The following is a 16,738-nucleotide window of genomic DNA, read 5'->3' on the forward strand; positions in this document are numbered from 1 at the left end:
AAAATGGAATATAAAAAAGAGCCAGATTTTATCTGTGATCCAGTACCTTATAATGTACGGATACGGTATGAACAACGAAAAGGAAAATATAAGGCGGCTGCGATTATATTTGCAGAGAGCGTGATGCTAATTGGGATTTTACTGCTGCGCCTGCCGCAGATCATACAGACGGGAGAGGCTTTTTGGCAGCAGGCGGCGGCAGATCTTATACTGCTCATTGCCGGAACAGGAATTCTGTGGACAGCGGCAAAATGGCAGGGAAGGCGGATAGAAAGAGAATATGGAAAAAGAATAGAAGCGGAGAAGAAAGGCTGGTTTTCCGGGACTTTTTATCCGGAGTTTTTGTTGATCGAGACAAAGGCAGGCGAGAAGCAGTGGTATTATTACAATGACATAAGCGGTGTTAAAGAGACGGGGGAAGCATTTTGTGTGCTGGACCAGACAGGAGAACTGGATATTCCGAAGATGTATTTAAAAAGAGACGCCGTACGTTCCATACGCCATCAGTTTATGCGGTATTGTAAAGAGTGTTATGAACAATACTTTGAGGAAGATACGGAAGGTCTGCGGCTAGAGATTCTGCCGGATCCAGTTATGTGCGCAGAGAAAAGTAATGCAGCCGGAAGAACATATTTTCAGTATGCGGCCTATAGGCGGCAGACGTATTTTTCAGAGGCAAAAATATGGGGCGCAGGGGGCGCTTTGTTTTATCTCATTTCCATGGCTGCTTTGGGAAGTGAACACGTTTCTAAAATAGGAAAGGCAGGCTGCCTCTTCTTAGTTGGATTTGGCATATGTATACGTGTTGTACAGATGGCGGCGGCAAAAATAAGCTGGAAAAAAGCAGAGAGACGAAGAATGGAAGGAGAAAAGCTGCGCCTGGAGATTGGAAAGGAAGGGGTGTATCTGCAGAGAAAAGGTCTGCAGTTTCGTAAGACTTGGAAACAGATCCGTCAGATTTATGAAGGAAAAGATTTTTTTGTACTGGGCAATGTGTATATCGGGAAATATGCGATCTCTGAAGAGGACGTAGGACAGCTGCGCGCTGTTTTGCAAAGATATGCGGGGCGCAAATATGTGTTTATAGATATAGACGGAATACGAGAAGAAAGAAAGACATTTTTGCTGCTTTTAGTGTATGCGTGCGTTGTAGGAGCTGTTTTGACAGGCTATACATATTTTGCAGGCAGCGTGCAGACACAGATGGGAGAATCTGCCGGCTATCAGGATGACCGGAAGAACTTTGGAGCAGAGAAAGGGCAGGCAGGAGAAATGGGGGATAAACAGCCGGTTTATGTGCAGACGCCGGATATGTATGCGCTGAATCTGACGATGACAGATATATACATCAATGACTGCTATTCTTCTAATGAGACAAATGAGGAAAGCAGGTTCTACATCGGAGCGGACAATATTCTGTATGGCGCGTCGGCAAACCATAATGGAGAATTGGGACTTGGGGATACACAGGAATATATGACGGCCAAAGGATTTTACCGGGAAATGGAAGTGGCGCAGAATGTAAAGCATGTAGCGTTGGGAGAAGACTTTATGGTCTATATCAATGACAAAGGGGAATTGTTTGGCACAGGAAATCTTCCGGCTGCAGGCAGTTCTTATATACCTGTGCTGTTGTTAGAAGATGTACAGTATGCAAAATGCAGCAATGCCGGACTGATCGCTTTGAAGGAGGATGGGAGTGTGTGGTGCGCCGGTACGCTGTACGATGAGTCGGGAAACAGCATTTGCTCTTATGATGGTTTTGAAGAGGTGATGGAACATGCTTCTTTTGTGACAGCAGGAAGATATGTCATGGCGGTGATCCGGACAGATGGTTCGCTCTGGATGTGGGGAGATAATGCCCGGAGCAGTGTGGAGTGAATGCGCAGGTTGCGTCGATACTTGAGGAACCGACGCTTGTAAGAGAAGAAGTAAGAATGGTGTGGATAGACCGGCTTGCCTTTTCGTCCCCCTATGAATATCAGGGGTATCTGGCAGAAGAGCCGGATGTCTACACGGCAGATCATACCTATATTCTGACTAAAGACGGAGATACTTATGCGTGCGGAGCAGGTTTGGAAGGAAAAGAGACATTTGTACCGGTGAAAATAACAGAAGAATAAAAAGGGGCTGCCATGAAAACATCTTTTTGTTTTCATGGCAGTCCTCACATAAGCGCCGCTCTTTTTATAAACAGCCAAACTCTTTCATGACTTTTTCGAGAAGTTCTTTGTGCGCAGGTTCGATCTCTGTAAGCGGAGCACGTAAGCCGCCCACATTTTTACCCTGCAGGTTCATAGCAGCCTTGACAGGGATCGGATTGACCTCACAGAATAAGGCGTCGCACAGAGGAATCGCATCTAATTGCATTTTACAGCTTCCTGCTACGTCTCCTTCTAAGTATTTGTATACCATATCATGCACGTATTTAGGAGCTACGTTGGACAAAACAGAGATAACTCCGATTCCGCCTAAAGAGAGAAGCGGAACGACCTGATCGTCATTTCCGGAGTACAATTCAATGTTTCCGTCACATAAGTTCATGATCTTTGCCACATTGCCGATGTCTCCAGAGGCTTCCTTCACACCCACGATATTCTCTACATTTTTCACGAGATGAGCGATAGTCTGTGGCTGAAGCGAACATCCGGTGCGGCTTGGTACATTATACATGATAAGCGGGATATCTACAGATTCCGCAATAGTTGTATAATGTGCGATCAGACCATTTTGTGTCGCTTTATTATAGTATGGTGTTACAATGAGGATACCGTCTGCGCCGTCTTTTTGTGCTTCTTTTGATAATGCTACGGCTGTTTTGGTAGAATTAGAACCAGTGCCTGCAATGACCGGGATCCTGTGCTTGACACGTTCTACTGCAAAACGTATAGTCTTGACATGCTCTTCTTCTGACATAGTAGCGGATTCTCCGGTAGTACCGCAGATAATGATAGAATCTGTTCCTTCTGCGATCTGTTCCTCTAAAATCTCATCTAACTTCTCATAGTTGATCTCTAAGTTTTCTTTCATTGGTGTGACGATCGCCACGCCTGCGCCTTTAAAAATTGCCATTCTTTCTTCCTCCTATACATATGGTGAACACAAAAAGAAACGGCAAGATGCGCCGTTCCAACATATACATAAGTTGTATAAATCAGATAGCTCTCCATCTTGCGATGACAGTCATGTCGTTTTTCACGCCATGCCCAAGGAAAAAATGTCAGGCACTTTCTCCTTTCGGCATCTTTCCCTTTGGAATGTCTTCTTCTGTCCCTGAAACATCCGGCATCCTACTGATGAAAAATGCAACCTCTATCTACGTTTCCATATATAAAAAATAATAACACTTGCAGAGTACGATGTCAATGTCTGGATGAAAAATGTTACCGCTTCCGCCATGTCTTGCAGGCGTGCGTGCTATCGCGCAATAATGCATATCCGGAGATTTTTCTACTGGGCTGCCTGACGATATTGTTCCGGCGTCATGCCTTCGTACTTTTTGAATACGCGGAAAAAGTATTTGCTGTTGTCGTATCCGACTGCCTTGGCGATCTGGTAGAGCTTGCGGTCAGTAGAAGCGAGCAGGTCCTTGGCTTTTTCAATGCGTACGGCATTGACATATTGTGCAAATTTTTCTCCTGTTGTCTTACGGAACAGGTGGCTTAGATAGCTGCTGTTCATATAAAACAGAGAAGCAAGAAATTCTACCGTCAGGTTTTTATGATAATTACGCTGTATGTAGATCTTTATCTTTTCTATCGTATCTTCTACAGCATATACACTCTGTGGCTTGAGCATTTCGGAAAGGTTGCTGAAAAACTGCCGGTAGTACTGATAGAGCTCTTCAATCGTAAACATTTCTTTTACGATATTCTGCATGCTTTGGGAAGGAGTGCTTTGATGCAGATATCGTTTCAAGATTAAAAGACAGTCCTGTGTAAGCTGGTGATAGTGATATTTTACATCTGCCAGGGAGAGGCTTTTTGTTTCCTGATAATATGTATGCAGTGATAAGAGCAGGCTTCCGACTTCTTTTGTCATGCCGGCTTCCACGCGGAAAAGGAATTCTTCCTTTTGCTCCCATGAGATCTCACGCAGATCTGTCCCCATATTCGGTTGCCATATATATACTTGAGAAGAACTTTGTGTGACAGGCATGGAATTTAGTGATGTACAGGCTTGTTCATGGGCGGCATGCAGATGGCAAAGCCCGGCGATCGTATCGCTGAGTCCCCAGTAAGACACTGTATCATAGGTGTGCAGATAAGCGATAAAATCCTGTACAAACTTGATATAGAAGTCTTTCGGAGAAAAAGAGGCATCATTGGGAAGCGCGAGTATAAAAAAGCCGAGCCGGAAGTTGGATGGATGGGGCAGATAGACTGCCATTTCAGAAAAACCAAAATCGTTTATCTGCTGCTGCAGGCGGAAATCTGTCAAGGACTTTCCGGCGTATACGACAGCGAGGCACAGACGATCTGAACGTGTCAGAAAGGACAATTTCTGTGAGCTGATATCTGTGTCGGAAACTGCGTATCCCAGAATTAAATTTTGCAGAAGTTGGGTGTCATGCTCATAACAGGCGACTTCTTTTTCCTCCTCCGTAAGACGTATGCGTGCGTCGATAGACGCAGAAGTCTCCAGGCGGGAAATAGCCTGACATACGGTCTGCTGTATCTGTTCTGCGGTAAATGGCTTGAGGATATAGTCAATGACATTGGCGGATATGGCATGCTTGATGTAGTCAAAGCTTTTATAACCGCTGATGACGATCAGCTGCAAGTTGGGATGGTTTTTTGAAAGATAGGAAAGCAGCGCGGTTCCGTCCATGACCGGCATTTCCATATCTAAAATGACGAAATCCGGTGAGAGGGTTTTAACAAGTTCTATTGCCTGGGCACCATTGTCCGCCTCACCTGCGCAAGAGATCCTGTCAGACAGAGGCTCTAGTTTTTTCATTGTCCCCTGTCGGATCAGGGGTTCGTCATCTACAATAATATATCGATACATCGGGGTTCTCCTTTGTGCGTTTTGGTAAAAGTTTTTTCTATATCGGGCGTCAGTTTTGTCCCGGCAGCTCATCCTTTTCTACGAGTGGAAGCTTGATCTGCATCAGTGTTCCATGATCCGGTTTGCTCTGCACGGTCAGTCCATATCCTTTTCCATAATATAATTCAATCCTGGTGTTGATATTTTTTAACCCGATACTCTGGTTTGTCCGGTGTCCGAGTTCTGTGAAGGCGGGTTCTTCCTGAAGTGATCGTGTCAATTCCAAAAGTTGCTCTGGCGTCATGCCTTTTCCGTCGTCTACGATACAGAGCAGAAAATAAGTATCCCGTAAAAAACCATATACGGAAATGCGATGTCCGAATTGGCAGTTTTGCAGTCCATGGGAGAAAGAATTTTCCACGATGGGCTGGAGGATCAGTTTCAGTACTTTCAGATGCCGCATATTGTCCGGGATGTGCAAAGTAAAATGGAACCGATGGCTGAACCGGATAGACTGAATAGAAATATAATCCATGACATGATCGATCTCATCCTGTAAAGTGACTAGTTCGCTCTGTGTTTTAATGGCATAGCGGAACATATTGCCAAGGGACATTGCCATGGTCATAATCTGCTCGCTCCCTTCTATGCTGGCAATACTGTTGATTGCTTCTAGTGTGTTGAAAAGGAAGTGGGAGTTGATCCGTGCTTCCAGAGATTTCATTTGTGCGTCCAGGGAGATCAGTTTGCTTTGATAGTTTGTCTTGATCGCCGTATCCAGCTGCTCCACCATGGCATTATATTCATTATAGAGGACGCCGATCTCATCAGGACGGTCTAGATACAAGGAACTGCCGGATAAATGGGTGCCGCTTTGTTGGGACATTTTCCGACTTAAATGTTCGATCGGTTTCGTGACTGTCTTAGAAAAGTATAGGGCAAGAGTGATACCGATCAAAATGCAGATAACGCAGATAGAGACTAGAATGATCCCGGTCGTGCTGAATTCCTGGTAGAGCTTACTGTAATCTATGGATGTATAAAGTCGTAAAGACGAAAGATCCAACTCGGTAGAATAAGCGGCGTTTTTTTTGATCTCCTGAAAAGAAGGCATATTTTCTTCTTTTAGAGGCGGCGTCGAATAAATGACCTGTTCATACTGTGTATCCGCGATGGTGATAGAAGTTACATCCGGAATCGTATTTAAGGAACTTAGATCGAAAATAACCGGATCGCAGTTGATCAAAAGGACGCCCAGATTTTTGGAAGCATAAATATCATAGAGGCTTTTGGAAATAAAGAAGCTGTCTGTTTTGCCATAAAACATATCCGCATGAGGACTGATGTCGCTGATATAGAGCTGGCCGGTATTTTCTAATGTACGTGTATACCAGGGGGCGTCTTCTGGCGTATATCCATAATTGAGCCGGTCGTTTTGCGTGTTTTCATAAGTGAACTGGATCCCGGAGGGGGTAAAGATGTAGATTCCATAAATAAAGTCATAAGTATTGATAATATTTTGACATAGATACCGGATATTCTGCTGTGTCTGATAGGTTGTTAAGTCGTCCGGTCTGACTCCTGGGACAGAAAAAGGGCGTAAGTTCTGGGTCAGGGAATAATCGCCGGAAGAATAGGAAGCGAACAGGTTGGTCGCGTTTTCCAGTTCGGCAAGAGATGCATCCGTCTGCTGTACGGCCTTGGAAAAGAGATTGACGGAGTACTCCTGCATTTGCTGCTGGGAAGTTTTTGAGTAGCGATAGTAGGAAATCGCGGTGATGCAGATGGTGGGAAGCAGTGCCATGAAGAAAAGGAGAAGAAATAGTTTGTAGCGTAATTTCATGGGGACACCTCCTTGCAAAAATCTAAGAAAAGTATACCACACAAGCCAAGAAAAGTCCACTTGACATGTGCTACAATAAAACCATCAAAAAGAAACAAGACAAAAGGAGAGGAAAAACATGAAAAAGAAAGTGATTTCTGTGCTGCTTGCAGCAACAATGATCGGCGGACTTCTTGCCGGCTGTGGTTCAGGAAACAAAAATGATGCTAAGACAGAAGACGGAAAGACAAAGATCCGTTTCTTATCTGCGATGGAACTCGTAGATGAGGATATGATCGAGGCATTTGAAAAAGAAAATCCGGATATTGACGTAGAATTTGATTATGTAGATTCCGGAAACTATTCAGCAAAATTTGCGGCTTTGGCTTCTTCAAATGAAGTGCCGGATGTGTTCTGGACACAGGCTGGATATTACTGTGATCAGATCAATGAGGGACTTCTTCTTGATATTTCAAAATATCTGGACGGGGATAACTACGAAGGAGACGCTGTATGGAGAGACACGTATGTACCCGCTCTTTTGGAAAACTTACAGTCGATCGTAGAAAAGGGCTGTGGAGAAATGGATTCCTACGATTACGGAGTACCATTTACGATGACGACAGTTGCTGTGATGTACGATAAAGCAATGTATGAGAAACTGGGCTTATCTGTACCGGAGACTTGGGAAGATTTCATGGCAAACTGTGAAGCAATCAAAGGCGCAGGATATACACCTTTGTCAGTACAGTCCAATACATGTATCGACTGGCTGCCAAGATTATTCTGGGATCAGTTCTGCCGTGAAGAGATTGAAGAAGAAAACAAATCTTTTGAAACCGGTGAAATGACATTCCAGACAGAATCTGTACAAAAAGGTTTGGAAACATATAAAGAGATCTGGGATAAAGGATATCTTCCGGAAAACTTTATGACATCTGATCTGGATACGACAGCACAGCTATTCCTGCAGGGCAAACTGGCACAAGTCCTGATCGCTCCTGATAAATTGGAATACATCATGGACAATGCGCCGGATACAATGGAACTTGGTACATATGTATTGCCGGGGATTGCAGGACTGCCATCCAGAACACTGGGCGGCGCCAGCAATATCTTTGCCGTAAGCGCGGACACAGAGAATCCGGATGCGGCAGTAAAATTAATACAGTATCTGACATCTAAGACAAACTTTACAACAGATGAAGGGCTTAAGTACTCCAGTTCTGGTTTAGTGAATGTAGAACGTGATCCTGCATTGGATGAGATTCTGGCAGGCTACAATGCGGCGGCAGAAAACGGCTTCTGTCCGGAAACATTTGTACCGACGACGATCACGACAGAGATCAGCACAGCTTTCAAAGAAGATCTGATCCCGAACTATCTGCTTGGACAGATCAGCCTGGAGGATATGACGGCAGAACTGCAGGAGACATACGATACATATCTGGAAGATAAAGAATAAAAGAAGCGGGATAAGGGCGGCTTAAAGAGCAGTTAGCCGCCTTTTTCCTGCCAGAAAGTAAAAAGCAGAAAAAACAGGCACAGCGCCAAAAGAAGGAGGGAGCAAGGTGAATACGAAAAAGAAGGCAGGGCTTTTGCAGGAGTTAAAAGAAAGCATACCGGCTTATATATTAATTCTTCCGACTATAGCCATATTGATCATTTTTTTGTTTATTCCGTTTGCGAATGCATTCCGTATCAGTCTTTATAAATACAAAGGCTACGGAGAACTTAGAAACTATGTAGGATTGGATAACTATATCAAAGTGCTGCAGGACGAACAGTTCTACCGCGCGTTTGGCAATACATTTAAGCTGATTGCTTGTGATCTGCTGATCTCCATTACGATTGGTTTTATTCTGGCGTATATTTTATTTAAAGGTATCCGTCTGAAACGATTTTTCAACACAGCACTGTTTATTCCCTATTTGATCTCTATGGTCGTGATCGGATGTATTTGGAGGATCATATATGATCCTACGATCGGACCGTTAAATCAGATCCTGGAGATGATCGGTTTGGGAAGTCTTGCCCAGCCCTGGCTGTCCCAAGTAGGAACGGCGCTGCCTGCGATTATCGTGACTTGGATATGGAGGACCATTCCTTTTAATATGCTGATCTGTTATGCAAATATCATGACGCTTCCGAAGGACCAGCTGGAAGCGGCAGAAATGGACGGCGCCACTCAGCTGCAAAGACTGCGCTATATCATCATCCCTCATATGATACCGACATTCCTTACACTGGGGATCTTGACAGTGACCAATGATCTGCGCGCGTTTGATATGGTCTGGGTCATGACCCAGGGAGGACCCGGCGGCGCGTCGGATGTCCTGACTTCATATGTATATTCTAATGCGTTCCAGTCTCAGAAATTCGGTCCCGCAACAGCGGCGTCGATCATCATGATGGTAGTTATGATCAGCATTACAATTATCTTACAGTTGGTAAAAAAGGCAGGTGGAAAGAATCGTGAGTAAGAGTATGAGCAAAAAATGGAAAACAAAAAAAGGAGCGGACGAGCAAGGAGGTACTTCTGTCATCACCTTTATCATCATGCTGTTTATAGCATTGATCTCCGTGTATCCGCTGCTCTGGGTGATCATACAGTCCTTTAAGACAGAGGGACAGTTTTTGCAGAGTATATGGTCTCTGCCGACTTCTCTGAACTTTGACAATTTTGTCACTGCTTTTCAGGAGGCAAACCTTGCAGTATATCTGAAAAATACGGTAGTCAATACCGTAGCGACTCTCGTGGTGGATCTTGTGCTTGTGACCTGTCTTGGATATGCATTTTCCAAGCTGAAGATGAAATTTAAAAAGTTTTTCTATTATATGATCCTGATCAATATGCTGATCCCTACGCCGATCATTCTTCTGCCTATGTATCTGCAGGTAGTAGATCTGGGAATCCAAAATACCCTGGCTGCGATCGTCTTTCCGTATTATCAGGGCTTTGCTCCGCTTGGTCTGATCCTGATCAAGGGGTATATGGACAACATACCCGATGAGATCATTGAATCTGCCAAGATCGACGGCTGCGGTACATTTCGTATCCTTGGGAAAATCATGGTGCCGCTTGTAAAGCCTATGCTGGTAACACTGGCGATTTTAGGCGGTATGAATGCCTGGAATGAATATATGTGGGCGCTGGTATCTATCAGTGATACGTCCAAATATACGCTTTCCGTGGGGATTGCCGTCATCCGGGATAAGATTGCGACGATCGGCTATACTCCGGTATTTGCGGCTCTGACTGTGAGCGCCATGGTATTTGTCATCATCTATCTGTTTGCACAGAAGACATTCGTGCGTTCTATTACCGCAGGCGCTGTGAAAGGATAAGGGAAAATGGAAAAGACAAACAGAAGTTTGAAATTTGAAGAGACATTTAAAAATCCAGGAAAGGAGTTCCGCGGAACTCCTTTTTGGTCGTGGAACACAAAACTATGCTCAGATTGTCTGGAAGAGCAGATCGCGCAGTTTAAAGAGATGGGGATGGGCGGCTTTTATATGCACACCCGTGTTGGGCTGGATACAGAGTATATGGGAAAAGAATATATGGACTGTGTGAAAAAGGCTGTGGAGATCGCGAAAGAAAAAGATTTATACAGCTGTCTGTATGATGAGGACCGCTGGCCTTCCGGATATGGCGGCGGAAAGGTGACAAGCAGGCAGGAATACAGGAGCAGAAATTTGCTGATCACCCCATATAAAAAGGGGACGAAGACCTATACTCATAGGAGTACGGATTCTATGGCTTCTGCTTCTCCTCAAGGAAACGGTCGTTTTCTGGCGGCGTATTATGTCAGGCTGCATGCGGACGGAACACTTGCTTCTTATATGCGGTGTGAAGAGAACGCGGCGGAGAAACCAGGGTATCAGATCTGGTATGTTTATCTGGAGATCGCACATGACAGTCCTTGGTTTAACGATCAGTCTTATGTAGACTCTTTAAACCCTGAGGCAATCCGTTATTTTCTGGATGTGACCCACGAAGAATATAAAAAGGCGGTGGGCGAAGAATTTGGAAAAACGATTCCTTCTATCTTTACGGATGAACCACAGTTTGGAAGAAAGAGATGTCTGGGAACGGCAGATTCCAAGGAAGAAGTAATGCTTCCTTATACAGAAGATTTTGCGGAAAGCTATAAAGCGGCATATGGAGAAGATCTGCTGGACCATATACCGGAAGTATTATGGGAGCTGCCGGAAGAAGGTGTGTCCAGGTATCGATATTGGTATCATGATCATGTGACGGAGCGGTTTGCCAAAGCTTATTCTGAGCAGGTAGGCAGCTGGTGTCAGGAAAATGGCATCCGTCTTGCAGGGCATATGATGGAGGAACCTACTTTACAGTCTCAGACTCAGGCTCTAGGAGAAGTCATGCGCAGTCTGCGGGGCTTTTCTCTTCCGGGGATTGACATGCTCTGTGACGCTCGGGAATATACGACGGCAAAACAGGCGGAGAGTATCTGCCATCAGTATGGAAAGGATGGTGTCGTCAGCGAACTGTATGGCGTCACCAACTGGGATTTTGATTTCCGCAGACATAAACTGCAGGGAGACTGGCAGGCAGCGCTTGGAATCACCCATCGTGTCCATCATTTAAACTGGATGAGTATGGGAGGAGAAGCAAAAAGAGACTATCCAGCGGCCATTGGCTTCCAATCTCCTTGGTATAAAGAATACGGGCTGATCGAAACCCATTTTGCCCGGGTCAATACGGCGCTTAGAAGAGGAAAACCGGTGGTAAAGATCGGTGTGATCCATCCGGTAGAATCGTGCTGGCTTTTATTTGGACCAAACCAGCAGACTGGGCAGAAACGGCAGGAATTAGACCAAAGGTTTGCAGATGTGACAGAATGGCTGTTATTCAACAATCAGGATTTTGACTATATTTCAGAAAGTCTGCTTCCGGAAGAATGGAATGGGCATACAGTTGGAGAGATGGAATATAAAGCGGTGATCGTTCCCGGATGTCTGACCTTGAGGCAGACGACGCTCACGATACTAGAAGAGATGAAAAAGGCGGGAACGAAGATCATCTTCATGGGAAAACCGCCTCGGTATATCGATGCGTCTTTAAGTACTGCGGGAGAACAGTTTGCCGATACATGCACACGGATCGAGTATTCTAAGCAGGACCTTCTGGAAGAACTGGAGCCGTACAGACTGTTGGAAATGCGTTTTTATGGGGAAAAACATCTGAAAAAACCGAACCATAAGAAGAACTGGAATGGTGAACGGACAGAGAAATACATCTACCAGATGCGCCGGGAGGGAGAGGGACGCTGGCTGTTTATCGCAAACGGACGTGCCCAGGATCATCCTGACTTGATTCTTCCGGATGACGTGAAGATAGAACTTGCCGGTCAGTGGAAGGTGACAGAGCTGGATACCATGACCGGAAAGATCGGCGGCAAAAAAGCAGAAATACAAGGAAACAAGACGATTCTTTATCATCGGTTCTACAGTCATGACAGTCTGCTCTTATACTTGGAGCCGGAGAAGAAGGAAGGGAAGACGAGAGAAGAAATCCTGCCGCAGGAGGTATTTGCAGAAAAAGAGACGTATGCTTTAGCGGAGCAGCAAGGGTGGCGGGCGAAGGATTTATTTGAAAGTCAGGTAGAAATCGAGCGCAAAGAACCGAATGTACTCATGCTGGATATGCCAAAGTACTGTTTCGACGGGGAGACATTGGAAGGGCCAGAAGAGATACTTCGGGCAGATAATAAGATTCGTACACGGCTTCATCTGCCGCTTAGAAGAGCTGCTTTGGCGCAGCCGTGGACACAGAAGAAAGAAGAAAAAACACATAAGATTCTGCTCCAATATAAGATTGTATGCAGGAATGTGATAGAAGACGCTTCTCTGGGGCTGGAAATAGCGGACAGTGCGAAGATTTTGCTGGATGGTATGGAAATCCCGAAAAGAGAAACAGGATATTTTGTAGATCCGTGTATCCGTACAGTGGCTCTGCCGACACTGCAGGAAGGTGTACATGAACTTATGCTGGAGGTCGATTTTACAAGAAAGGTAAATCTGGAAGTTGTGTATCTGTTAGGCACATTTTCTGTGTGTGTGGAAGGCAGTTCGGCTATACTTGAGCAGGAAAGAAAGACCTTCTTTTGGGGCAGTCTGACAGAGCAGGGCATGCCGTTTTATGGCGGCAATGTGATCTACAAGACAGACCTTGTGCTGGAGACAGGAAAGTATATGTTGGAAGTCTCTAAATTCCGTGCCCCTCTTTTGAAAGTAAAGGTAGATGGAAAAGAGGTGGGAGAGATCTTCAAATCTCCATATAGAGTTGCTTTTGAGATCGAACATACAAGAAAGCATGAGATAGAGATCATAAGCTTTGGAAACCGAGTCAATACATTTGGAGCAGTACATGACTGCGATGAACAGGAGATCTATTTTGATCCAAACGCATGGCGGACTACACAGGATGGCTGGTCCTATGAGTATCAGCTGAAAAAGACGGGGATCTTAAAAGCGCCCATACTTTGGAAAAAACATGAGAAGTAAAAAATAACAGAGAGAAAACAGATATCTGTAAACACAAAGACGATGTGGTGTATACAGGATGTCTGTTTTTTTCATAGGAAATGGTTTCCCAAGTTTAGAAAAGAGAGTTTTTGATGTATCCGGATAGAAATCATGCTATAATAATTCCAGAAACGGGTGGATTGTCTGGGAAAAAACAAGGAGGCAGATATGAAATATTTAGTCGGAATTGACAATGGGGGTACGTTTTCAAAAGCAGCAGTATTTGACGAGGATGGCAGGCAGATTTCTGTGGCAAGTGTACCTACGGTAACAATTACTCCGAAATCTGGCTATACAGAGCGAGATATGACAGAACTTTGGCATGTCAATGCAAAGGCAGTGCGCAGCGCGGTGGAAAGGAGCGGGATCGATCCAAAGTCCATAGCAGGTGTATCTTTGTCTGGTCATGGAAAAGGACTGTATCTGGTGGGGAAAGGCGGACGTCCGGCATACAACGGGGTCATATCCACAGATGCCCGTGCCTGGGAGTATGTGGAGAAATGGGAGAAAGACGGGACAAAGGAGAAAGTGTATCAGAAAACTTTTCAGGATATCCTTGCCTGTCAGCCTGTCAGTATCCTTGCCTGGCTCAAAGATCACGCGCCCCAGGTGCTGGAAAATACCCGCTATATTTTTGCGGTCAAAGACTATATCCGTTATATGCTGACGAAAGAAGCCTATGCTGAGTATACAGATTTTTCTGGGGCAAACCTGGTGAATCTGACGACCCATGCGTATGATCAGGAACTGCTGGGTTACTTTGGACTGGAAGAGATCTATGAGAAACTTCCTCCTCTCAGGCATTCGTCGGATATATGCGGCTATGTGACGAAGGAAGCAGCGGAGCTTACAAAACTGCCTGCGGGAATCCCGGTAGCGGCGGGGATGTTTGATGTCAATGCCTGCGGTATCGCTTCTGGACTGTCGGACGAGGAACAGATGTGTATGGTGGCAGGAACATGGAGTATCAATGAATTTATCCGGAGAAGCCCTGTGACAAATGGGACGGTCGCCTTAAACTCTATGTTTTGTATACCAGGATATTATCTGGTAGAGGAGAGCAGCCCTACTTCCGCAGGAAATATGGAGTGGTTTATCCGCAATCTGCTGTCCTATGAAAAAGAAGAAGCAAAGAAGACAGGAAAGTCTGTCTATGATATGACTAATCAATGGGTAGCAGAGATCGAACCACAGGACTGCGATATTATTTTTCTTCCGTTTTTAAATGGTTCCAACGAAGATCCGTTAGCAAAGGGGACGTTTGTAGGTCTGACTGCTTATCATAATAAAAAGTATATGCTGAGGGCTGTCTATGAGGGAATCGTATTTTCCCATTATACGCATGTGCAGAAGCTCCTGGTCAACAGAGAGAAGCCAAAATCTATCCGTCTGTCAGGAGGGGCGGCAAATTCCGACGTATGGGTCCAGATATTTGCGGACGTCCTGCAGATTCCAGTAGATGTCATAGAAGATAAGGAATTGGGAGCCCAGGGGGCAGCAATGGCAGCAGGAATTGCTGCAGGTGTGTATCCAGATTATACGGCGGCGATTGAACGGACGGTCAAGATCAGCAAGACCATTTACCCGCGTAAGGAGTACGCTAAAGTATATGAGGACAAGTATCAGCGGTACAGGGCAGTGATCGATGGACTGTGTTCTGCTTGGAAGTATTTTAAGAATTAATTGAAGAACTTTGAAGAAAAGTATATATTTATATTGGACGCTGTTAGACTAAAAAGATAGTGTAACTAAGAGAGAATGGAGTGTCGATTTATGAAAAAATATACAATAGGGCTTTATGAAAAGGCAATGCCGTCCACTCTGACATGGAAAGAGAAGCTGAAGGCGGCAAAAGAGGCCGGGTATGATTTTGTGGAGATCAGCATTGACGAGACAGAGGAAAAGCTGGAGCGTCTGAACTGGACGAAAGAAGAATGTTTGGAATTAGTAAGGATCATGTATGAAGTAGGCGTGCCTGTTCGTACGATGTGCTTAAGCGGGCATAGGAAATATCCCCTTGGGAGCAATGATGAACAGACAGTCAGACGTGGCATGGAGATTATGGAAAAGGCGCTTGTACTTGCAGATGATCTGGGGATCCGTATCATTCAGCTTGCCGGATATGATGTCTACTATGAAGAAGGCAGCGAAGCGACGAGAGAACGTTTTGCAAAGAATCTCACAAAAGCGGTGCAGATGGCCTCCAGTCTTGGGATCGTGATGGGTTTTGAGACGATGGAAACAGAATTTATGAATACAGTGGAAAAGGCTATGGCGTATGTCAAGGCAAATGAATCGCCGTACCTGAATGTCTATCCAGACTGTGGAAACATTATGAATGCAGCTGTTTCTTATGGGAAAAATGTATTGGACGATATAGAAACAGGAAGAGCACATATGGCAGCCATGCATTTAAAAGAGACAAAACCAGGTATTTTCCGGGATCTTCTGTATGGACAGGGACATGTGCCGTTTGAAGAAATCATTGACAAGGCATGGAAAATGGGGATCCGCAAGTATGTGACGGAATTTTGGTATCTGGGCGGAGAAAACTGGAAACAGGATTTGGCGCAGTCGAATCAGAAGATGCGTGCCATTTTGGATAGGAAGCAATAGAATTTTTTACCAAAAACAGGATACAGAAAGCTATAGAAGAGAGAAAAGGAGAGAAAAATCATGCTGGAAGAATTAAAACAAAGAGTATATGAGGCGAATATGCTTCTGCCTAAATATCAGCTTGTGACTTTTACATGGGGAAATGTCAGTGAGATCGACAGAAAGACAGGATATTTTGTGATCAAACCAAGCGGCGTAGAGTACGAGAAATTGAAACCGGAAGATATGGTTGTGATGGATCTGGAAGGAAATAAGATCGAAGGGGAATATAATCCGTCTTCTGACACCCCGACGCATTTGGAAATTTATAAAGGCATGCCGGAAGTCACAGGGATCGTGCATACACATTCGCCCTGGGGAACAAGCTGGGCACAGGCAGGACGGGGCATCCCTTGTTATGGAACTACACATGCGGATTATATGTATGGAGAAATTCCCTGTGTCAGAAATCTGACAAAGGAAGAGATTGACGAGGCATATGAAAAGAATACAGGCGTTCTGATCGTAGAGCATTTTAAAGAAAGGGAATATATGGCGATGCCGGCAGTTCTGTGTAAGAATCACGGCGTGTTTACGTGGGGAAAAGACGCGCACGAGGCAGTACATAACGCGGTCGTTTTGGAAGAAGTGGCAAAGATGGCGGCACAGACAGAGAGGATAAATCCAGATGTAAAGCCGGCGCCGCAGGAACTGCAGGATAAGCATTATTACAGAAAACATGGACCGAATGCTTATTATGGGCAGAAGTAGGAGGCA

At 44.9% G+C, this 16,738-nt stretch carries 12 protein-coding genes and 1 riboswitch; of the genes, 9 read left to right on the forward strand and 3 right to left on the reverse strand.

Features of this window, described 5'->3' with window-relative positions; genetic code table 11:
- Window positions 1-3: 3 nt before the first annotated feature.
- Together BN3282_RS00145 and BN3282_RS00150 are read left to right on the forward strand one after the other, a co-directional pair.
- Window positions 4-1,881 carry an RCC1 domain-containing protein gene (locus tag BN3282_RS00145; protein WP_059066138.1) on the forward strand — a complete coding sequence of 626 codons (1,878 nt, stop codon included), beginning with the start codon at window positions 4-6 and terminating at the stop codon, window positions 1,879-1,881.
- Window positions 1,878-2,123, forward strand: coding sequence for a hypothetical protein (locus BN3282_RS00150; RefSeq protein WP_059066139.1), 246 nt, complete (start codon window positions 1,878-1,880; stop codon window positions 2,121-2,123). Before BN3282_RS00145 ends, BN3282_RS00150 begins: the two co-directional genes overlap by 4 nt.
- A 64-nt stretch (window positions 2,124-2,187) precedes the next feature.
- Here BN3282_RS00150 and dapA read toward each other — a convergent pair whose 3' ends face one another.
- The 3 genes from dapA to BN3282_RS00165 form a co-directional block, all read right to left on the reverse strand.
- Complete coding sequence (gene dapA / locus BN3282_RS00155; protein ID WP_059066140.1) at window positions 2,188-3,072, reverse strand: 4-hydroxy-tetrahydrodipicolinate synthase; 885 nt, start codon at window positions 3,070-3,072, stop codon at window positions 2,188-2,190.
- A gap of 79 nt (window positions 3,073-3,151) precedes the next feature.
- A riboswitch (Lysine riboswitch) is annotated at window positions 3,152-3,323 on the reverse strand.
- A gap of 127 nt (window positions 3,324-3,450) precedes the next feature.
- Window positions 3,451-5,010: a response regulator transcription factor gene (locus tag BN3282_RS00160; protein ID WP_059066141.1), complete on the reverse strand. Its 1,560-nt coding sequence runs from the start codon at window positions 5,008-5,010 to the stop codon at window positions 3,451-3,453.
- Between the two features lie 49 nt (window positions 5,011-5,059).
- Window positions 5,060-6,832, reverse strand: a complete 1,773-nt coding sequence (locus BN3282_RS00165) for a sensor histidine kinase (RefSeq protein ID WP_059066142.1) — start codon at window positions 6,830-6,832, stop codon at window positions 5,060-5,062.
- A 118-nt stretch (window positions 6,833-6,950) separates the two neighbouring features.
- Here BN3282_RS00165 and BN3282_RS00170 point away from each other — a divergent pair, with 118 nt between their 5' ends.
- From BN3282_RS00170 to BN3282_RS00200, 7 genes are all read left to right on the forward strand, one after another.
- Entirely contained in the window at window positions 6,951-8,276 is a 1,326-nt protein-coding gene (locus tag BN3282_RS00170) for an ABC transporter substrate-binding protein (protein WP_059066143.1), read from the forward strand.
- A gap of 106 nt (window positions 8,277-8,382) precedes the next feature.
- On the forward strand, window positions 8,383-9,294 hold the full coding sequence (locus BN3282_RS00175; protein WP_059066144.1) for a carbohydrate ABC transporter permease: 912 nt from the start codon (window positions 8,383-8,385) through the stop codon (window positions 9,292-9,294).
- Window positions 9,287-10,159 carry a carbohydrate ABC transporter permease gene (locus BN3282_RS00180; protein WP_117975304.1) on the forward strand — a complete coding sequence of 291 codons (873 nt, stop codon included), beginning with the start codon at window positions 9,287-9,289 and terminating at the stop codon, window positions 10,157-10,159. Before BN3282_RS00175 ends, BN3282_RS00180 begins: the two co-directional genes overlap by 8 nt.
- 6 nt (window positions 10,160-10,165) lie before the next feature.
- Complete coding sequence (locus tag BN3282_RS00185; protein WP_059066145.1) at window positions 10,166-13,345, forward strand: glycosyl hydrolase; 3,180 nt, start codon at window positions 10,166-10,168, stop codon at window positions 13,343-13,345.
- A 189-nt stretch (window positions 13,346-13,534) separates the two neighbouring features.
- Window positions 13,535-15,049 carry an FGGY-family carbohydrate kinase gene (locus BN3282_RS00190; RefSeq protein WP_059066146.1) on the forward strand — a complete coding sequence of 505 codons (1,515 nt, stop codon included), beginning with the start codon at window positions 13,535-13,537 and terminating at the stop codon, window positions 15,047-15,049.
- 90 nt (window positions 15,050-15,139) lie between these two features.
- Window positions 15,140-15,982: an L-ribulose-5-phosphate 3-epimerase gene (locus tag BN3282_RS00195; RefSeq protein WP_082667404.1), complete on the forward strand. Its 843-nt coding sequence runs from the start codon at window positions 15,140-15,142 to the stop codon at window positions 15,980-15,982.
- 60 nt (window positions 15,983-16,042) lie between these two features.
- Entirely contained in the window at window positions 16,043-16,732 is a 690-nt protein-coding gene (locus BN3282_RS00200; RefSeq protein WP_059066148.1) for an L-ribulose-5-phosphate 4-epimerase, read from the forward strand.
- The last annotated feature ends 6 nt before the right edge of the window (window positions 16,733-16,738 follow it).

The organism is Mediterraneibacter massiliensis (assembly GCF_001487105.1).
Lineage (GTDB): Bacteria > Bacillota > Clostridia > Lachnospirales > Lachnospiraceae > Mediterraneibacter > Mediterraneibacter massiliensis.